Genomic DNA, 21,591 nt, shown 5'->3' on the forward strand with positions numbered 1-21,591 from the left:
CTTTCAATAAGAAGCCTCAGTTATGGAAACAGGAAAGTTATCCTCCATATAGAAAAACAGAGGTATGTCTGTCCTATATGCAAAAAAGGACAACTTCCTCAATAGGTATTGTGGACAGGAACTGCAGCATCTCAAACGAAGTCAAGGATGAGATAAGAAAAAAACTTTCTGAGATGAAGTCATTCACTCAAATAGGAAGGGAAGAAAATACAAGCATATCAACTGTCATGAGGATATTTCATGACATTGAAGTTCCTCATAAGGAGCTGGACTATGAAACTGTATACTTTGATGAATTTAGATTAACTAATTCTTCTGATTGACATAAGAATTAGAAAAGTGATATGATGAACGAATAAGAAAAAGATAAATTATGAATTTGAGGGGGTGTTTTTGTGTCAACAATTAAAATTGAAAACCTCACTTTCTCATATTATGGCTATGTAAAACCTATATTTGATAATGTATCATTTTCATTTGATACGAACTGGAAAACAGGGTTAATAGGAAGAAACGGAATTGGAAAATCAACACTGTTTAAGCTACTTTTAAACAAAGAAGTTTATAAAGGGAAAATCAGCAAAAGCGTTGACTTTATTAAATTCCCACCCAATATAAGTGATGCTTCAAAATTAGGAATTGAGTTATATAAAGAACTAATATCAGATGAGGAAGAATGGAAACTATTTAGAGAACTTAACTTGCTAAATATAGATGAAAATCTTATTTATAGAGAGTTTGAAATGCTCTCTAAAGGAGAGCAAACAAAAATTCTTTTGGCGATTTTATTTACAAAGGAAGATGGATTTTTACTTATTGATGAACCAACAAACCATTTAGATATGGACGGAAGAAAAGTTGTAAGTGAATATCTGAAAAATAAAAAAGGTTTTTTGCTTATATCTCATGATAGAGATTTTTTAGATGGGTGTATCAATCATGTAATTTCTATTAACAGGAATTCTATTGATGTCCAATCAGGAAATTTTACATCATGGTATGAAAATAAAGTGATGAAAGACCGATTTGAAATCAGTCAAAATGAGAAATTAAGAAAAGATATTAAACGATTAAAAGAAGCTGCTAGACAAAGTAAAATTTGGTCTGATAAAATTGAAAATACTAAAAATGGTGTGAAAGTATCTGGCGTAAAACCAGACAAAGGACATATAGGTCATCAGTCAGCCAAGATGATGAAAAAATCTAAGAATTTGGAGAATAGACAAAATAAGGCAATAGAAGAAAAACAAAATTTACTAAAAGATATTGAAATAAAGGAAAGTCTATTATTGCATCCATTACATCATCACAAAAATCCTCTAATATCAGTTTGCGATTTATCATTATACTATGGAGAAAGACAGATATTAAGTAATGTAAGCTTTGAGATAAAACAAGGTGATATAGTAGCCATATATGGATGTAATGGTAGTGGAAAATCAACCTTGATTAAAATTTTATTAGGTCTAAATCATGAGTATACAGGTGATGTAAAATTAGCAAGTAATTTAAAAATATCGTATATTCCTCAAGACACATCTAATTTAACAGGAAGCCTAAATGAGTATATTCATAAGCAAGGTGTTGATGAAACATTGTGTAAAACAATTCTTAGGAAATTAGATTTTGCAAGAGAATTATTTGAAATGGATATGAAGAACTATAGCGATGGACAAAAAAAGAAAGTTTTAATTGCTGCAAGTTTGTCAAAACCAGCTCATTTATTTGTTTGGGACGAACCGCTGAATTATATAGATGTAATATCGAGAATACAGATTGAGGAAATTATAAAAGAAGCAAAGCCTACACTAATATTTGTGGAGCATGATAAGAGGTTTGTAGAAGATATAGCTAATAAAATAATACGATTATAAACTAAATAACAAATCCCAGTTTATCGAAGTAAAATAATTAAATAAAAAAATTACATAGAACTTTCATTGAAACTTATAATTTTAGATAAAATGAAAGTTTATTATTATTATTTTCAATATATTAAAAATAAAACTGGTTCTATAATATATATGGGGTTGAAAAAGAAATAGAAAAATAGCATAAATAACAAATTCATAGTATTATGTTTTTGCCAAAAAGACATAAGAAAGGAATTTGTATTTATGAAAAATAATTTTACCACATTCAGACCTGAAATAAAAGATGTCAAAATAAAAAAACTGGACTATGAAACTGTATACCTTGATGAATTTAAGGGGAATGCAGATAAAGAAAAGTACCAGCTGGCAATATATGATACAAACCATATCCTGATAGATATTTTAAAAGACAGGAAATCATCAACCATAAGGGAATTCCTTCTCTGTCATAAAGACAGTATAAAAAAGGTTGGAATGGACATGTTTATGCAGTTCAGGAATACAGTATACTCCTGTCTTCCACATGCTGATATTGTAGCAGACAAATATCATGTCATAAGGCAAGCAAACTGGATAATAAGGGATGTGAGGATAAGATTATTCAATTCAGATGCAAAGTACAGGGAATACAAAAAATACTGGAAGCTATAGCAAAGAATCCAAACAGTGCATTCAGTCCTTCACAGAAGAAGAGGCTAAAGAAACTGAAGAACCTTTCAGAGATATTCTCAAGGGCTTATGATCTTAGGACAAAATTTTTCAGTATATTTGAAATAAAGGATGTCACTATATTCGGTTATGAACTGTGACCTGATAGGAGAACTGAAGGAATCAGGGATAAAGGAATGTATTAAGTTAGGGGAAACGTTATCAAACTGGGAAGAAGAAATAAATAATATACAAAAATATAATATAAATAATGGATTTGTTGAAGGTAAAAATAACAAGATAAAAGTAATAAAAAGGATATCTTATGGGATAAAAAAATTCGACAACCTTAAAAAGCTTATTCAGCTTAGAATCTCTTAAGGTTACCGAACTTTTTCCACCCCCACACTTGACAAAGAGCCTTAAAAGTTGAAAAAAGGATACACCTGTGATACAATTTTTGTATAAAATATCGAAGAGAAATAATTAAAAATAATATTCAAAATCAAAAGGAGGTGTAATTTATGAAATATAATTTAGCATTCAAATACAGAATTTATCCAAATAAAGAGCAGGAATTATTGATAAATAAGACTTTTGGATGTGTTCGTTTTGTTTATAATATGATTTTATATATCGCTAATAAAATTTATGAAGAAACTGGAAAAAATAAAATAGTTACACCTGCCAGTTTGAAAAGTGAAAATCAATTTTTAAAAGAAGTAGATAGTCTGGCACTTTCAAATGCTCAATTGAATGTAAAACGATCGTTTATGAATTTCTTTCAAAAGAGAGCGAAGTTTCCAAGGTTCAAATCTAAAAAGAATAATGTTAAAAGTTATACGACAAATTGTGTGAATAATTCAATACGAATTGAGGAAACAAAATATTTGGTTTTGCCAAAATTGAAAAAAGTTAAATTAAAATATCATAGAGAAATACCGAAGGATTACAAGATAAAGTCAGTAACATTGACAAACAGTAATGGAAATTACTATGTTTCCATCTTGACAGAATTTGAAAAAGAAATTCAAAAAAATTCAAGTAATGATAAAGTAATTGGACTTGATTTTTCAATGTCTGAATTATTTGTCAGTTCTGAAAACCAAAGGGCTGATTATCCAAGATATTTTAGGATGTTGGAGAAAAAATTGAAGAAATTACAAAAATCATTGTCAAGAAAAGTGAAATTTTCTAAAAATTGGTATAAACAAAAAGCGAAAATATCAAAATTGCATGAATATATCAAAAATTGTCGAAGAGATTTTTTGCATAAATTATCGAAAAAATTATCTAAAGAGTATAATGTTGTAGTTGTTGAGGATTTGAATATGAAAGGGATGAGCCAGGCATTAAATTTTGGGAAAAGTGTAGGAGATAATGGATGGGGAATGTTTTTGAGGATACTTGAGTATAAACTGATGTTTTTAGGGAAACAATTTTTGAAGATAGATAAGTGGTTTCCATCATCGAAAACTTGCAGTAAATGTGGAAATGTTAAAGAGGAACTGAAATTATCAGAAAGAAGTTATAAATGTGAGTGCTGTGGAATTGAAATTGATAGAGATTACAATGCGGCATTGAATATAAAAAACATTGGAAAAGCAATGTTGAGATATTAAGAAAATAAAAAAAACAGGGCAGGGACTGCCCGAAGAGCTTGGTAAACATATTTGGCTAACAAAAGCAGATACTTCCCAAGAAGCTCCTGCTTCTAAAAGCGGGAGTAGTTCACAGGGAAAGTTGTAATTATAAAAATAAAGTTTAAAATAAGAGGGGAAAAATTATGAGAAGAACTAAATGGGCTGAAAAAATTATTCCTAATCCACGACAGGAAAGAGAATATATTGAAAGGGACAATAAACAAAGTTTTGATGATAAAACAAAAAGGATAAAAAAAAGCGGAAATAAAAAACAAATTATGGAAAATTCAAATTTGGGTTCCCTGATTGATAATGATATTTTGAAAATACTTTATTCACGGGGCATAACAACTGAAAAGGAAGTGATTGAGTTTTTAAATCCTAAAATGGAGAATATTCAAGATCCTTATGGGCTGCAGGATATGGAAAAGACGGTTTTGGAAATTGAAAGGGCGATAGAGGAGCAGAAAAATATCTGGATATTTGGGGATTATGATGTAGATGGGATTACTTCAACTTCGATTTTGTATATGGCACTAAAGGAGCTTGGGGCTGAAAATGTGAATTATTATATTCCGATTCGGGATGAAGGATATGGTCTGAATAACGAGGCTTTGAAGAAAATAAAAGATTCGGGAGCAGATTTAGTAATTACTGTAGATTGCGGGATTACGGCATTTCCGGAAGTGGAATTTGCAAATTCTATAGATTTGCCGATAATTATTACAGATCATCATAATTTGCATGGTGGAAAAGTTCCGGCTGCTGTTGCAGTTGTTAATCCAAAACGTTTTGAAAATGAATTTTCATTTGAGTTTCTGGCGGGAGTTGGGACTATTTTCATGGTAATTCTTTGTCTTTATGAAAGAATTGGGAAAAAGGCAAAAGCGTATAAATATCTTGATTTGGTGGCGATTGGAACAGTTGCAGACATTGTGCCGCTGGTGGAGGAAAACAGGATTTTGACAAAATTTGGTCTGGAGCAGCTTAGCCGTTCTAAAAATAAGGGGCTTAGATTTTTGCTCTACAAGCTGTTTAGTACCCAAAATTCGGATTTTAATGAGAAAACTGAATACAATTCGTATGATGTGGGCTTTATCATAGCGCCTGTCTTTAATGCGGCTGGAAGGTTAAAAGATGCAAAAATGGTTGTAAAACTGCTAATTTCTGATAATGACAGGGAAATTGAGATAATCGTAAAGGAACTTATCAATAAGAATTTTGAGCGGAAAGAACTGCAGAATGAAATTGTGGAGAAAGTGGAAAAGCATATTGAAGAAAGCGATTTGAAGGAAGATTATGTAATTGTAGACTATTCACCTGAATATCACCACGGAGTAATTGGTATAGCGGCTTCCAAAATTGTGGATAAATATTACAAGCCTGCGATTATTATTGAAGTAAAAGAAGATGAAGGGATAGCAGTTGGATCTTGCCGAAGTATCGGGAATTTTAACATTTTGGAGGCATTGCAGTCGATGCCTGAACTTTTTTTGAAGTTTGGAGGACATTCTGGAGCAGCTGGATTTACGATTGGAATAAAAAATTTGGAATTATTTAAGGAAAAAATTAATAAATTTGCAAAGACAAAACTGAAGGAAGAGGATTTTGTGAAAATAATAGAAATTGACAAGCAAATTCCAATTCAAAAGGTTTCTTATGAATTTTTTCAAGTGATAGAACTTTTAAAGCCGTTTGGCTTCGGAAATCCAATGCCAACTTTCAGGACAAATAACGTACTTTTTGAAAATATAAAGTTCATTGGAGAAAATAAGAATCATATAATGTTTGATATAAAGCAGAAAGGATTTTTTAGCAGAAATGCTGTCTGGTTCAATTCTGGAGAATATTTTAAGAAACTGAATGAAAATCTGTTTTATGATATTGTTTACAAGTTAAAGACAGAAATGTTTCAAGATAGATATTATACAAAGGTGTATATTGAAGATGTAAAAGTGTCGCAGTTAAAAGATGATACTTTTTCCTATTATCATTCTCTTTTTAATACATCTTTTCCAATGAAGTCAGTTTTCTATACAAATATTGAGCTGGATTTAGAAAAGAAAATTACGATGAAAATGGAATTTGATCAAGTTTCACTTTTTCAGGGGAGAAAATTTATTGGGCGTCTTGATTACAGTGTTTCAAATCTGTTAATACTATTGAAACAGTATTATAATTGGAATTTTACTGTGAAAATTGAAGATGTGAAGCAGGCTGCCAGTCATAGCATTGTAAATATTTTGATAAAAAGGGATTACAGTTTTAAATGCTACGATCATACACAGGTTGGAATTTTTAGGAAAATAAAGGAATTTCTGATTGGAAAAATGGAATATAATACTCAAACTAAAAATTTACTTTCCCAGTTTTTCAGACAAAATAAAAACTTGATTGTAAAAAATATATTTAATGAAGATGAAAAGTATAAATATAAAATGTCGAACTTTGAGAACTTTTTGCTTACAATTGGGATTTATTATAAAAAAATAACTGATAAAAAAAGTCAGATTGTAATAAGTTCAGAAAAGAAGCCAGCTTTTAATAATTTTATAAAATCATATTTTGACATAAATGAAGAATATTCGGAAAATGATTATCCATTTACATTGTTTTACAATTATAAGGATACGCAAGAGCTGGAAAATATTATAAAGTCGGATTTTAGCCTGCAAAATGAAATTAATTATGAGATTGATGAAAATGTTCAAAGTTCTGAGGTTAATGAAAATAGCGAAAGTTTTGAAAGTAAGGAAGAGTTGAAACAGCTGGAATATAAGAAAATCGAAGGAATTGAATTAAAAAATAGTCAGGCAGAAAATCAAAGTGAAAATCAGGAAAATTTAGGTGAAAATGAAATTGAAGCTGAAAAAGAAAATCAAGAATTTGGAAAAAGATTTTGTGTAATAGTAAATTCTGAAGACTTTATGATAAAAACTGAAAATTTGGATGAAAGTAATATTAAAGAACTGAATATTCAAATTGAAGTGCCTGAAAATGTAGTATTTTTACAGGATTCTACAAAAAAGGAAAGAAAAAATGCAAAAAATATTTTTCTGGAATATTTGCCGATTGAGAAAAAAATTAAGTTGAAAAAATTACTGGAAGATGGAGAAAAAATTTTTTCTGATTATTCAGTTAATGAGATTTTATGAAAATAAGGAGAAAATGTATGAAAAAATTAAAAAAGGCTATTTTGGTTTACAATCCAAAATCTGGAAATGCCAATATGATTTTAAGCAATTTTGATTTAATCACGACAAAACTGCTGGAAAAAGGGATTACATTGACACTTTATAGTATAAATAAGGGTTATGACCTATTTACAGAAATTTTAAAAAATGAAAAATACGATATTCTGATTTTATCAGGCGGAGATGGAACGTTAAGCCGTTGTTTAAGTGAACTTTATTCTAGAAATATTGAATTTCCAGAAGTTGCAATATTTCCGACAGGAACATCAAACGACTTTGCAAAAGCATTGAAATTTGAAGAAAATATTGAAAACTGGATAGAGAAAATTACAGATAAAAGTGCTAAAAATATTGATTTTGGGTTAATTAATGGAAAAACGGTATTCTTGTCATCGTATGCTGGCGGACTGTTTACTAAAATTTCCTACAATACAGACAAGACATTGAAAAAAACGTTTGGAAAAATTGCCTATTACATGAATGGACTTGGAGAACTTACAAATATAAAGACTTTTGACTTGGATATTGTGCTGGATGGGAATAAAACAATTAAGGAAAAGGCTATTTTATATGCAATTCTGAATGGAAAAAGTGTTGGCGGATTTGAAAATGTAATTGATGAAGCCAGTATGAATGACGGATTTATGGATATTCTAATTGTAAAAAACATTGATAATCCGATGGATATTCCAAAAATTCTAATCGACTTAATGAACAGCAATCTGACAAATAATGATTATATCCGAACTTTACAAGCCAAAAAATGTGAAATAAAAAAAGTTTCCGAAGAAATTAACGTAAGCATTGATGGAGAAGAAGGAGAAAATATGGATGTAAAAATTGAGTTTATTAGCGGAAAATTAAAAATTTTTTGCTAAAAAAATGATATAATAATTTTAAATAAAAAAACCTGTTCAGGTTAGTGTAAAATTAAAAATGCGAGAAAAGGGCTTTATTCTTTAACCCAAGAAGCTCTCGCTTCTAAAAGCGGGAGTAGTTCAGTTGAATAGGACTTTTTTTGTATAAATTTGTTGCAAGGGTAAAAATTAAAATATGAAATGTCAAATTATGATAAAAAAAGAAAATTTAAATTTTTAATAAATTTTTTATAAAAATGTTTTGAATTTTTACAAAAATATGGTATAGTTATAGTATATAAAAAATTTAGAAAGGTATGGAGGAAAAATTATGAATGGATATTTTAGTCTTGTTTTACATGCACACTTGCCGTATGTAAGACATCCAGAGTATGAAGAATTTTTAGAAGAAGATTGGTTATATGAAGCGATTACGGAAACGTATATCCCTTTACTTGAAATGTTTGAAAATTTAACAAGAGATAACATTCCTTGGAATATAACTATTACAATGTCTGGAACGCTTGTAAATATGCTAAATGATGGTTTATTGCGTGAAAGATATCTTCGTCATATGAATAAATTAGTTGAATTCTGTGAAAATGAAGTGGAAAGACTAAGTCCATATCCTGACATGCTAAATGTTGCAAAACATAATTTATGGTTCAATACTAGAGCAAGACAAGTATTTGAAGAAAAGTACAACAAAGATTTAGTGGGGGCATTTAGAAAATTTCAAGATCAGGGTAACTTAGAAATCATTCCAGTTACAGCGACACATGGATTTTTACCAGTTATGAAAGACTATCCTGAAGCAGTAAACGCTCAAGTGCTTATGGCAAAAAAAGATTATGTTAAAAATTTTGGAAGAGATCCGAAGGGAATTTGGCTAGCTGAATGTGCCTATTATCCAGGACAAGATAAGTTCTTGGAAAAACACGGAATAAGATACTTCCTAGTTGATGCGCATGGAATTATGCATAGTGATCCACGTCCAGTTTATGGTATTTATTCGCCAGTTTACACTAAAAATTATGTAGCTGCATTTGCCAGAGATTTGGAATCATCAGAACAAGTTTGGAGTTCTGAATCAGGATATCCAGGAGATGGACTTTACCGTGAATTCCATAAGGATGCAGGATATGAACTAGACTATGAACTTGTAAAACCTTACTTGCACAGTGATGGAGTAAGAAGAAACATAGGAATAAAATATCATGCAATAACAGATAAGAAAGGAACTTATAAAGCAGTTTATAATCCGCAGGCAGCAGCAGATAGAGCAAAAGAACATGCTTATAACTTTGTATTCAATCGTTCAAAACAGATTGAATATCTTGCTTCAAAAATGAAATATAGAAAACCTATCGTAGTGTCACCTTATGATGCTGAATTATATGGACACTGGTGGTATGAAGGGCCTATATTCCTAGAATGGGTATTCAGAGCAATAGCTGAATCTGATTTTTCTACAATAACACCATACAAATATTTACAAAAATACCCTACAAACCAAATAGTTGACGTAAGTATGTCAAGCTGGGGAGCAAACGGTTATTACGATGTTTGGATAGATGGTTCAAATGACTATGCGTACAGACATTTACATAAAGCTGCACAAAAGATGATAGAACTGGCAAATGGAAGAGAACCTTACAACGAATTGGAATACAGAGCATTAAACCAAGCTGCAAGAGAATTGTTGATGGCACAAACTTCTTGCTGGGAATTTATAATGTATACTGGAACAATGGTTGGTTATGCTCACAAGAAAATAAGTGACCACATTCATAGATTATTCAAAATTTATGAAGATTACAAGAATGGCAACTTGGATGAAAGCTGGTTAAGAGAAATTGAAAGCAGAGATAATATTTTCCCAGAAGTGGATTATAGAGTTTATAGAACTGACTGGCTATAGTTTTAATGTAAAAAATAATAAATTTAAGGAGTGTTTTTTGACATTCCTTTTTAAATTAACTGGAAAAAATAAATATTTTATTTGATTTTAAAGGTAAATTAGTATAAAATGTATCTGATAATTTATTTTTTAAATAAAATTTAGTATAAAAAATGGAAATGGGGAAAGATGGATAATAAAAATTTATTAAAGGGTACAATGGTTTATTCTCTTATGAATTTAGTTACAAAAATGGGTTCATTTGTTTTTTTGCCGATAATAACGAGATTGCTGACACAGGAGGAATTTGGGATTGTAGGAACATTAGCTCCGATTACTTCGTTGTTTACGGTGATTTTGGGATTAGGGCTATATAATGCTCAGATGAAAAAATATGTGGATTTGAAGGAAAGTGAAGATGAGTTTGGAAGCTATATGTTTTCTTCAACTTTGATAATAGTTGTTTTTAATATTTTAACGTATGTTTTTTTATTTACGCCAATGGCTCAAAAACTGTTTTCATACATTGTGGATTTAAGCAAAGTAAGCTACTATCCCTTGATAATTGTCAGTATTTTAATTGCCACAGCGAATGCTTTTAATAATCTTTCAACAACTTTGTTCAGAATGAAGAGAATGTATATGAAAGTGGCGATAGGGAGTGTTATAAGTCTTTTTACAACTTATATTCTTGCAATTTATTTTATAAAATATTTGAAATGGGGAGTTTTTGGGAATCAGTTTGCAAACTTAGTTGCATTGCTTGTAGTCTTTTTATTTTATTTTAAAGATTATTTTGGAAAATTTAGATTTAAGCTGAATTTTGATTATGTGAAATATTCGCTGCGAAATGGATTGCCACTTATTTTTATTGAACTTACAGACCAAGTTGTAAATTTAAGTGACAGGCTTGTTTTGGCAAAATTTGTTTCTCTTGCAGTAGTTGGGGGATATACGCTTGCCTTTACTGGAGGAAGGGTTTTGTCGGTTGTTACAGGCTCTTTTGTGAATAGCTGGACACCGGAGTTTTATGAGGCGATGAAGGAGGATAAGACAAATCCAACGATAACGAGAAGTGTAGAAAATTTTATTGCGATTATTTCCTTTGCCTGTGTAATTGCCCAATTATTTGCTCCAGAAGGGATAAAATTGATATTTCCAAAAAGTTATTATCAGGCAATTAATTATATGCCATTAATTTTGGCTGGAATTGTAATACAGGCATTATTTTGCCTAGATTATTTTTTCCATTTTCACGAAGATAGCATATACATTTTTTATTTTACAATGTTTGCAATGATATTTAATTTAGCTGGAAATATAATATTTATACCGAAGTTTCCTGAAATTGGTCCGATTATTGCGGCATGGACTACATTGCTTGCCTTTTTGTTTAGGGCGATAATGGAAATGATGATTATAAGAAAAAAATACAAGATTTCATTTAATTACAAAAAATTATTTCTGTATTTTATAATTATTGTAAATCCTATTATATTTTACTTGTCAAATGATCAGCTTTCAATAGTAAAATTTGGCTTTAAAATAGTATATTTGGCAATAGTTACAAAATTACTTGTAAATAAGGAAGTTTTGGCTAAGATTACAAATCTTGTGAATGGAATAAAAAGAAAAATTATGAAACGATAAATTTTAAATTTTTGGAAAATAAGGGGAATTAGAAAATGAAATTTACAGTTTTTACACCGACTTTTAATCGAAAGGAACTGCTTAAAAAATTGTATAAATCGCTTCAAAAGCAGACTTTTAAAGACTTTGAATGGCTTATTGTGGATGATGGCTCTACTGATGGGACTAAAGAGAAAGTGGAAGAGTTTTTGAGTGAAAAAAAGTTGGAAATAAAATATTATTTTAAGGAAAATGGCGGTAAGCAGAGGGCTTATAACTTTGCGACAGAAAAGGCGAATGGGGAACTTTTTATTTGTCTTGATTCAGATGATGAATATGTGGAAAATGGGCTTGAAATTATTTTGAAATATTGGAAAAAATATGAGAAGAATTCCGATATTGCTGGAATGGGATACTTGTCGACTTATCCAAACGGAGAAATTATCGGCTCTAGTTTTCCAGAAAAGGAAATGATTTCGACACAATTTGAAATTTATAATAAATATGGGGTTAAAGGCGATAAGGGGCTTATGTTCAGAACTGAAATTATAAAAAAATATAAATTTCCAGTTTTTGAAGATGAGAAGTTTATTAAATAGTGCAAGAACACTCGCGACTTTAGTCGTGAGATGAATTGCACAAAAATTTTAGTAAGCATATAGGGAAACTTGTATGTAGACACGGAGCAAAACCGTGCAACAAAGAAACTGAATTGCTGGGAACTCTTAAAGCTAGTATAACCACAACATAATATCTAAGTGAAAACATGGTATAAGTGTGATGGTGGCGAAAGCAGAAAAAATATACTAGATGGTGTAAGGTTAAATCCTAAGTGCTAAGATAATAGACAATCAGCAACTAAGCCTGAAAAGGAAAGTTCAACGACTATCCCTCGTGAGGGGAGTACAATACAAGCGATAGGTATTGGAAGTGGTTTCGCCTAAGGTACATTATGTGCTATGGATAAGATATAGTCTGTGCTTGTTAGAGATAACAAGAAGTTCATAAGAGAACTGCATAAGTAGTAGCGCACTTATGTGAACGACTTCCCACTGTTGTGGGGTTTTAAAAACTTTAAAAATATTTAAAAATAAATAAAAAATATTACTTTTTTGACAGATAAAATGTAGAATATATGGTATAATATCTCTGATGAAAAGGAGGTGATTATATATGTATTTAACATTAAAACAACAAGTAAAACATCTTAGTAAAAAGGAGTTTAGGAATTTAAAATATTTATCTCATATAGCCAAGAACTTAACTAATGAAGCTATATATAATGTTAGACAACACTATTTTCAAAATAAAAAGTATTTAAGTTATAATGAAAACTATAAAATGCTTAAAAATAGTGAAAATTATAAGAAATTAAATTCTAATATGGCTCAACAAATTCTAAAAGAAGTAGATGGAAGTTTCAAATCATTTTTTGGACTTTTAAAACTTGCTAAGAATGGTCAATATAATTTTAAAGATATAAAATTACCTAAATATCTTGCTAAAGATGGTTTTACAACTCTTGTTATAGGTTTTGTAAGATTAAAAGATGATATTCTGATAGTTCCTTATTCAAATTCATTTAGAAAGATACATAAGGAAATCGCAATAAAGCTACCACCAGTATTAAAAAACAAGAAAATAAAAGAGATTAGAATAATACCAAAACAACATTCTAGGTACTTTGAAATTCAATATACTTATGAAGTGGAAGAAGTTCAAAGGGAATTAAATAAAAACAATGCACTAGGAATTGATTTAGGTATAAATAATCTTTGTACTTGTGTTACAAATACTGGAACTTCATTCATAATAGATGGTAGAAAATTAAAATCAATAAATCAATACTATAACAAGATAAATGCAAAATTGCAAAGCATTAAAGATAAGCAAAAGATAGAGCATATAACATTAAGGCAAAAAAGAATAGTTAGAAAGAGAAATAATCGTATAAATGATTATCTTTCAAAAGCAGCAAGAATAATTGTAAATTATTGTCTTAATAATGATATAGGAAAACTAGTTGTAGGATATAATGAAGATTTTCAAAGAAATTCAAATATTGGAAGTATAAATAATCAGAACTTTGTAAATATACCATATGGGAAATTAAGAGATAAATTAATATATCTATGTAAACTATATGGAATAGAATTTAAACTGCAAGAAGAGAGTTATACATCAAAAGCAAGTTTCTTTGATAGAGATGAAATTCCAATATATGATAAAGAAAATTCGCAAAAATATATATTCAGTGGAAAAAGAATAAAAAGAGGACTATATCAAACAAGCACAGGTAAACTCATAAATGCAGATTGTAATGGAGCATTAAATATATTAAGAAAAAGTAAAGTTGTGGACTTAAGTGTCCTATACAATAGAGGTGAGCTGAACACACCTAAAAGAATAAGGGTAGTGTAAAGCTATCAAACTTCTTAGAAAATTTTTAAATGTTTTTAAAGATTTTAGAACCCTGCGACTTTAGTCGTGGGAGGTTCAGTACGGAAGCTGTTGTTTATAATAGAATTTGCGAGAAATATAAAATGGTTTACGTAAATGAGAAAATTGAGATAAAGGAATATCAGGAAGATGGGCTGACTGCGAAATATAATAATTTACTTTTGAAAAATCCGAAAGGGCAGGCACTTTATCACAATGAAATAAATTCTCAAAAGTTGACTTTTAAGCAGAAAATTTTAAATAATGCTGTTTATTACAAATTTTGCAAAGTGGCTGGTTATAAATTTAGAAAAATATTTCAAGAAAGCAAAAATAAATTATTTTTAATATTTGCAATTCCAGTTGGGGAATTTATGTGGAAAAAGTTAAGTTGTAAAAAATAGGAGAAATAAAAATAAAAAATGGATAAAAAATTAGATGACAAAAAAGTTGTTGTTGGAATGAGCGGTGGAATAGACAGTTCCGTTGCCGCTCTTTTGTTAAAGCAGCAGGGATATGAAGTAATCGGAGTCACGTTAAAGCATTTGCCTGATGAACTTTCGGAAAATCCAGGAAAAACATGCTGTTCTCTGGATGATATAAATGATGCGAGATATACTTGCTACACTTTAGGAATTCCGCATTATGTCTTAAATGTTGTGGAAGAGTTTAAAAAAGATGTGATGGAATATTTTGTGGAAATGTATAATGCAGGAAAAACGCCGTCGCCTTGTGTGATTTGCGATGAAAAGGTGAAAATAAGAAAACTTGTGGAATTTGCTGATAAAATGGGAATAAAGCATATTTCAACAGGGCATTATTCAAAAGTTAGCCAAAATAACATGCTTTTGTGGGATAAAAATAACAGAAAAGATCAGACTTACATGCTTTATCGGCTGGATAAGGAAGTAGTGGAGCGATTTTTATTTCCGCTTTCAGAATACAAAAAGTCAGAAGTTCGTGAAATTGCCAGACAAAATGGAATTCATACACACAATAAGCCAGATAGCCAAGGAATCTGCTTTGCTCCAAACGGATATATTCCATTTTTGAAAAAAGTGCTTGGAGATGACGTGAAAAAGGGGAACTTTGTAGATAAAAACGGGAAAGTCATTGGAGAGCATATAGGTTACCAGTTTTACACGGTTGGACAGCGGCATGGACTGGGGCTTAATTTGGGAAAGCCATTTTTTGTGCTGGAACTTAGACCTGAAACAAATGAAGTTGTCGTAGGGGATTTTGAAGAATTGCTGGTAAAGGAAATTGAAGTGATAAATTATAAATTTCATTGTGATTTGAAAAATATAACTGGAAAACAATTAACTGCACGTCCAAGATTTTCTTCAAAAGGATTGGCTGGGAAACTAAAAATCTTAGAAAATGAAAAAAATAAAAATAAACTAATTTTTGAATTTGATGAAAAAACTCATGAAAATTCTGAAGGGCAGCATATTGTATTTTATTTGGAAAATGAGATTGTTGGTGGAGGAGAAATAAAAAATATTTGACAAAAATCTAAAAGTATGATAAACTTATAAAAGTCAAGTGGCGACATGGTCGAGTGGCTTAGGCAGAGGTCTGCAAAACCTTGTACACCAGTTCGAATCTGGTTGTCGCCTCCATTAATAAATTACCAATAATAATTATAATTATATTGATAACTACTTTGTGTAGTTATTTTTTTTTGTTTTAAAAATGAATTATTTAAATAAAAGATAGAACGAAGTAAAATATTTTTAGTCTGTCCAAAATAGTATAATATTTCCAAAATAAAATAAATATGATAAAATATATTCAAAAGTAATTTTGTCTAAATTAAGTAAAATAAAGCAAAAATGAAATAAAGAAAAGAGGAAAATGAAAATGAATACAGATAATTCAAAAAAAATTTACAAGAAAGCAAAGGAATCAATACCTGGTGGAGTAAATAGTCCAGTTAGGGCATTTCAGTCTGTTGATAAGGAGTATCCGATTTTTATTAAAAGTGGAAATGGAAGTAAACTTTATGATGAAGATGGGAATGAATATGTGGATATGATTGGATCTTGGGGTCCGATGATTTTGGGACATAATTATCCGCAAGTTTTGGAAGTTGTGAAAAGAGAACTTGAAAATGGGACTTCGTTTGGGCTGCCTACGAAAAAGGAAGTGGAATTGGCAGAGCTTGTGAAAAGCTGTTTTCCTTCGATTGAAAAGTTGAGATTGACTACTTCCGGAACAGAAGCGGCTATGGCTAGTGTGAGACTTGCTCGTGCATTTACTGGTAAAAATAAGATTATAAAGTTTGAAGGATGTTATCACGGACACTCGGATTCGCTGTTAGTTAAGGCTGGATCAGGGCTTTTGACTTTTGAGCATCAGGATAGTAACGGAATTACTGAAGGCGTTGTGAAGGATACAATAACATTGCCTTTTGGGGATTTTGAAAAATTAAAGGAAACTTTGGAAAATAATAAGGATATTGCATGTGTGATTATTGAGCCGATTCCTGCAAATATGGGACTTATTGAAACAGAAAAGGAATATTTGGAAAAAGTGCGTGAAATTACACAAAAGGAAAATATTGTGCTGATTTTTGATGAGGTAATTTCAGGATTTAGAGTTTCGTTGGGAGGAGCTCAGAAAATATTTGGAATTACACCTGATTTGATCATTTTAGGGAAAATTATTGGCGGAGGCTATCCAGTTGGCGGTTTTGGAGGAAAAAAGGAAATTATGGACTTGATTTCGCCTGTCGGAAATGTTTATCACGCTGGAACGCTTTCTGGAAATCCAATTTCAGTTGCAGCTGGAATAGAAACTATTTCAATTTTAAAGGAAAATCCTGAAATTTATGAAAATATAAACAAAAAAACAGAAAATCTAGTAAATAAAATTAATGAATTAATAAAAAAATATGACATTCCAGCAACTGTAAATTATTTTGGAAGCCTTTTCACAATATTTTTTGCAAAGGAAAAAGTAAAAACTTTGGAAGATGCAATGAATACAAATAGTGAGTTTTACAGCATATATTTTAACACAATGCTAGAAAATGGTGTGATTGTGCCACCTTCAAAATATGAAGCGCATTTTGTTTCTTATATTCATAATGATGAGGATATGGAGAAAATATTAGCTGGTGTGGAAAAAACTTTTGAAAAAATTGCTAAAAAGTCTGGAACTATACCCAAACATATTTAAAATTGAATTATTAAAAATTGTATAAACTTATAATTTTGAAAAATAGAAAATATATTTTATGGCAAGAGGGTTTGATACCTTGTTGAAAAATACTTATTGTTAGCATTTCTAAATAATAAAATTGCGAATAGAGGAATAATAAATGGGGAAATTATTATTTGATACAATAAAAAAAATAAAACCGCTAGATAAAAATAGAATGGAAGAAAAGGAAAAAGAACTAAATTCCTTGTTAAAAACTCCCAAAGGACTGGGAAAGCTCGAAAAATTGGCAATTCGGCTGGAAGGAATTGACAAAAATTATAAGCCTGATAAAAAGATGGTGCTTGTTATGGCGGCTGATAATGGAGTAGAACGGGAAAAGGTAAGTAAATCTAAAAGAGTGATAACACAATATGTTGTGGAAGCAATGTTAAATGGAAAATCATCGATTAATGCTCTTGGGATGATTTACAATGCGGATATTAAAGTAGTAGATTTGGGAATTGATAAAAGTTCGGATATTAAAAATAAGATAAATTTCAAAGGGATTATTGATAAAAAAATTATGGAATTTGGAACTAATAATATTTCAAAAGAAGCCGCAATGACTTATGAACAGGCTGTGAAAGCGATTGAAACTGGAATTGAGATGGTTGATAAATTTGTGAAGGATGGATATAATTTGTTTGCAACTGGAGAAATGGGGATTGGGAACACTACAACTAGCAGTGCGATTTTGAAGGTTCTTACGGATTTGCCGATAGATGAGATTGTTGGCTATGGGAGCGGAATTGATGATAAAACTTTGGGACATAAAAAAAATGTTATAAAAAAGGCAATTCAAGTAAATGGTTTGCTGGATTTTTTTGAAAAAAGTAAAAATGCTAAAGGAAAAAAGAAGATTAGAAAAGAACAAGGAAATATGGATTTTGAAAGTAAAATAAATTTTGAAAACTTTAAAACAGAAGAATCTCAAAAAAGCATAATAAATGTGCTGGCTAAAGTTGGAGGATTGGATATTGCCGGAATGGCTGGAACTTATTTAGGATGTGCTAAAAATCGTGTTCCTGTTGTGATAGACGGCTTTATTTCCGCTGTTTCCGCTCTTATTGCCTACAAAATCTGCCCAGTTTCCAGAGAATTTATGATTGCTTCACATTTAAGTGAAGAGCCAGGAATGAAATATATTATGAAGGAACTGAATTTAGAGCCGATGCTTTTTATGAATATGAAATTGGGGGAAGGAACTGGGGCGGTTATGATGTTTCCTGTGATTGAAGGTGCTTGTAATATTACGAAGGTTGTGAGGGAATATCCTGATGTTTAGAAATATTTAGGTACTTTTGCTATAGTGAACTACTCCCGCTTGTAGAAGCCGGAGACTTCTTGCTATCTTTTGTTAAAATTTAATTTATGTTTATAATAAAATTTTTTGTAATATTTCATCAGAGAGTTGCTGATTTATAATTTTATATTTTTTTGACAGAAACTAAAAAAAATGGTATAATATAATTAAATTTTCAAAAAAAAAAAAAAAGCAACAAAGGAGACAATTATGAAAGAAATAGAAAGATTTTTAAAGAAAATTCTAAAAAAGAAACAAAAGTACACAAAAGCACTTCTAATCACATTTTTGATGACAGGTGGACTTTCGGTGGCAACACCTATAGCTCCAAATGCTAATGGTGAATATATTGTAAATTCTAGTACAGGAGATAGAGAAGTTAATATTTCTGGTGGTACTAGAAACATTTTTAAAGTTGATGGTAAAAAACTTACTTTTACAGGAGATGAAGAAGTTTTTTCAACAACGGCTACAACACCTTTTACAGCAAGAACATTATTAACAATTTCTGGTGCAAATTCTTCATTTGAAGGAACAGGAACAAATTCTTCGAAATCAACAAATTTTAATAGTGATGAAGCAGCTATTCGTTATTCGATAACTGATGCCTCAGGAAATTTTGTTAATGGGATAAATCCAAAAATAACACTAAATAATATAAGTGTTTCTAGTACAAACTTTATAGATAAACCTTTGATAACAGTAGAAGCTAGAAATGGTTATAATATTAAAGGAGCTGAACTTAATCTAATTGGTCATTTAGATAGTGATGGTTTTTTAGTAAGTGGCATTTCGGAAATTAAAAATTGGTTAGTAGAAGTAGAAGGAGATATTTCAAATAATAAATATTCAGAATTAACCGTTAATGCAACAGATTTTAATTTAGACGGACTAATGCACAAAGAAGGGAAATCTGTTTTAAATGTTAATTTAAAGGGGAATTCTATGTGGGCATTTAGTAAAAGTAGTTCAAATAATTCAACAACAGCAACAATAAATAATTTAAATATTGATAAAGATGCTGGATTAATGGTATCTTTTTATCCAACAGAAGCTGATGGAGAAACTGATAAATACACTTTAAAATTAACTTCTGACGGAATTAACAATGATGGGACATTGACAAATGCAGGAGAAATAGATCTTTACAATGGTTCTTACAAAGATGTTTTCACAATTGAAGGAAATTATCATGGAAATAATGGAAACATAATAATGAATACTCTTTGGAATGCTCCAGGAGGAGAAAATGGAGAAAATTCTGAATCAGATTTAGTCTACATCACTGGAAATGCATCAGGAAGTACTAGAGTCTCTCCTTCTTCTTTTGAAGAGGAAGAAGATTACAATGTTATAGATGGAACTATTCAGCAACTTTCTACAAGATTAAATAGTGTCCCAGTTATAAAAGTAGCTGGAAATTCTACACCAACTACATTTATTGGAACTGCAAGAACAGCTGGAGTAGCTGAAGCACAGCTTACTAGTAGACAAGTTAATGGAATTTGGGAATATTACTGGACAATCTCGCCACTTGAAAGTTCTGGGGCAACTGCTGGAATAATTGGGGGAACAACTGGTGGATCTTCTGGTTCTAGCCGTCCAATTTACATTATGGCACAACCTGTTTCTGCATATGTATTGATGCCAAAAGTTAATATGGAAATGGGATACTCAATTATTGGAACTTTACATGAAAGAAGAGGGGAAAATAGAATTCTTGATTTAGAAAATATGTCAGCTGATAAAGGGCAAATTTGGACAAGAATTTATGGAAGCGGATTAAATGAAAATGGAACAGACAGATTCCAGTATGAAGGAAATCTTTACGGGGTACAAATTGGACACGATTTTAAAATTAATAAGGATAAAAATGGAAATGATCATTTGCTAGGTGGATATATTTCGTATAACAGAGCAAATACGGACTTTTTTGATGAATACCGTGCTGAAAATGGAAAAATTTCTGATAGCAAGTATACAGGAAAAGGAAAATCTGAAAGTATTTCATTAGGAATTACAAAAACTAAATATACTCCAAAAGGTTCGTATTACGATTTAGTAGGACAAGTTTCTTATTTACAAAACAAATATAATTCAAGAGATGATTACAATGCAAAACAAAACGGCTTTGGATTATTACTTTCAGGAGAAGCTGGAAAATCTTTCAATATCTCAAAAAATGGGAATTGGTCAGTTGAACCGCAAGCTCAATTAATTTACCAATATCTGAATACAAAATCGTTTAATGACGGATTAAGAAATGTCAACCAAGATAACAGAAACGGACTTCGTGGAAGAGCTGGCGTAAGATTAGCATACAATGGTGACAATGGTAATAGTAGAACAAACTCGTATTACGCAGTCGCAAACGTGTGGCACGACTTCACAAAATACGATAGCAAGTACACAAACATTGGTTCAGACAAAATAACTGAAAAAATTGGTACAACTTGGGGAGAAATTGGACTAGGTGCTCAAGCTCCTTTAGGACAAAAAAGTAATCTTTACGTTGATACAAGATATGAACACTCTTTCAATAATTCAAATCGTTCAGGATACAAAGGAACAATTGGATTTAAGCATACTTTTTAGTGAAAATTTTAAAATTTGATTGATTTTTTTGTTAATTATGGCACAGTAAAAATATTTATGTCAAATCCTGTTTGAAAAATAGAGAAGATATTTTGTTTGCTTTAAGGGGTCAAGGCCCCTTATTAAATAATATCCATAACAAATTTATTGACTGATGACAAATGTAGTAAAACTGATTTAAAACTAATACTATTCCCCATTTAAAAAGCGAATATTTATTTTAATTATTTGAAAATAAATATCAGGTTTAATCTGCTAAAAAGATTTACAACATATTCGTTATTCAAATGGGGTTTAGTATA

18 protein-coding genes and 1 tRNA gene are annotated in these 21,591 nt (G+C 30.4%); all 19 read left to right on the top strand.

Annotated elements, in window-relative coordinates; genetic code table 11:
• Positions 1–6 precede the first annotated feature (6 nt).
• The 19 genes from HW276_RS11955 (at position 7) to HW276_RS02810 (ending at position 21,289) form a co-directional block, all read left to right on the top strand.
• Positions 7–105, top strand: coding sequence for a hypothetical protein (locus HW276_RS11955; RefSeq protein WP_370464642.1), 99 nt, complete (start codon positions 7–9; stop codon positions 103–105).
• Entirely contained in the window at positions 78–323 is a 246-nt protein-coding gene (locus tag HW276_RS02725; protein WP_147003039.1) for a transposase family protein, read from the top strand. Before HW276_RS11955 ends, HW276_RS02725 begins: the two co-directional genes overlap by 28 nt.
• Positions 324–395: 72 nt before the next feature.
• Positions 396–1,874 carry an ABC-F type ribosomal protection protein Lsa(C) gene (lsa(C), locus tag HW276_RS02730; RefSeq protein WP_178937323.1) on the top strand — a complete coding sequence of 493 codons (1,479 nt, stop codon included), beginning with the start codon at positions 396–398 and terminating at the stop codon, positions 1,872–1,874.
• A gap of 243 nt (positions 1,875–2,117) precedes the next feature.
• Positions 2,118–2,525 carry a transposase gene (locus HW276_RS02735; RefSeq protein ID WP_178937324.1) on the top strand — a complete coding sequence of 136 codons (408 nt, stop codon included), beginning with the start codon at positions 2,118–2,120 and terminating at the stop codon, positions 2,523–2,525.
• A gap of 129 nt (positions 2,526–2,654) precedes the next feature.
• On the top strand, positions 2,655–2,903 hold the full coding sequence (locus HW276_RS02740) for a transposase (RefSeq protein ID WP_178937325.1): 249 nt from the start codon (positions 2,655–2,657) through the stop codon (positions 2,901–2,903).
• A 143-nt stretch (positions 2,904–3,046) separates the two neighbouring features.
• The gene (locus HW276_RS02745) at positions 3,047–4,144 is read left to right on the top strand and encodes an RNA-guided endonuclease TnpB family protein (RefSeq protein WP_178937326.1); all 1,098 of its coding nucleotides are present in this window, start codon (positions 3,047–3,049) and stop codon (positions 4,142–4,144) included.
• 164 nt (positions 4,145–4,308) lie between these two features.
• Positions 4,309–7,320 (top strand): single-stranded-DNA-specific exonuclease RecJ, encoded by a 3,012-nt coding sequence (recJ, locus tag HW276_RS02750; protein WP_178937327.1) that lies wholly within the window; start codon positions 4,309–4,311, stop codon positions 7,318–7,320.
• A 17-nt stretch (positions 7,321–7,337) separates the two neighbouring features.
• Complete coding sequence (locus HW276_RS02755) at positions 7,338–8,237, top strand: diacylglycerol kinase family protein (protein ID WP_178937328.1); 900 nt, start codon at positions 7,338–7,340, stop codon at positions 8,235–8,237.
• Positions 8,238–8,547: 310 nt separating this feature from the next.
• Positions 8,548–10,137: a glycoside hydrolase family 57 protein gene (locus HW276_RS02760; protein ID WP_178937329.1), complete on the top strand. Its 1,590-nt coding sequence runs from the start codon at positions 8,548–8,550 to the stop codon at positions 10,135–10,137.
• Between the two features lie 168 nt (positions 10,138–10,305).
• A complete protein-coding gene (locus HW276_RS02765) occupies positions 10,306–11,766 on the top strand; it encodes an oligosaccharide flippase family protein (RefSeq protein WP_178937330.1) in 1,461 nt (486 codons plus the stop codon).
• 35 nt (positions 11,767–11,801) lie between these two features.
• Entirely contained in the window at positions 11,802–12,344 is a 543-nt protein-coding gene (locus HW276_RS02770) for a glycosyltransferase family A protein (protein WP_255460296.1), read from the top strand.
• A 35-nt stretch (positions 12,345–12,379) separates the two neighbouring features.
• On the top strand, positions 12,380–12,496 hold the full coding sequence (locus HW276_RS02775) for a MarR family transcriptional regulator (RefSeq protein ID WP_082719398.1): 117 nt from the start codon (positions 12,380–12,382) through the stop codon (positions 12,494–12,496).
• A 422-nt stretch (positions 12,497–12,918) separates the two neighbouring features.
• Positions 12,919–14,166: an RNA-guided endonuclease TnpB family protein gene (locus HW276_RS02780; protein WP_178937331.1), complete on the top strand. Its 1,248-nt coding sequence runs from the start codon at positions 12,919–12,921 to the stop codon at positions 14,164–14,166.
• Positions 14,167–14,195: 29 nt separating this feature from the next.
• On the top strand, positions 14,196–14,588 hold the full coding sequence (locus tag HW276_RS02785; protein ID WP_255460297.1) for a hypothetical protein: 393 nt from the start codon (positions 14,196–14,198) through the stop codon (positions 14,586–14,588).
• 18 nt (positions 14,589–14,606) lie between these two features.
• A complete protein-coding gene (gene mnmA / locus HW276_RS02790; protein ID WP_178937332.1) occupies positions 14,607–15,692 on the top strand; it encodes a tRNA 2-thiouridine(34) synthase MnmA in 1,086 nt (361 codons plus the stop codon).
• A 39-nt stretch (positions 15,693–15,731) separates the two neighbouring features.
• A tRNA-Cys gene (locus HW276_RS02795) sits at positions 15,732–15,806 on the top strand.
• Positions 15,807–16,047: 241 nt separating this feature from the next.
• On the top strand, positions 16,048–17,367 hold the full coding sequence (hemL, locus tag HW276_RS02800) for a glutamate-1-semialdehyde 2,1-aminomutase (RefSeq protein ID WP_178938508.1): 1,320 nt from the start codon (positions 16,048–16,050) through the stop codon (positions 17,365–17,367).
• Between the two features lie 142 nt (positions 17,368–17,509).
• Entirely contained in the window at positions 17,510–18,676 is a 1,167-nt protein-coding gene (locus HW276_RS02805) for a nicotinate-nucleotide--dimethylbenzimidazole phosphoribosyltransferase (RefSeq protein ID WP_178937333.1), read from the top strand.
• A gap of 228 nt (positions 18,677–18,904) precedes the next feature.
• Complete coding sequence (locus HW276_RS02810) at positions 18,905–21,289, top strand: autotransporter outer membrane beta-barrel domain-containing protein (protein WP_178937334.1); 2,385 nt, start codon at positions 18,905–18,907, stop codon at positions 21,287–21,289.
• Positions 21,290–21,591 lie beyond the last annotated feature (302 nt).

The sequence above is a fragment of the Leptotrichia sp. oral taxon 417 genome, from assembly GCF_013394865.1.
Classification (GTDB): Bacteria; Fusobacteriota; Fusobacteriia; order Fusobacteriales; family Leptotrichiaceae; genus Leptotrichia; species Leptotrichia wadei_A.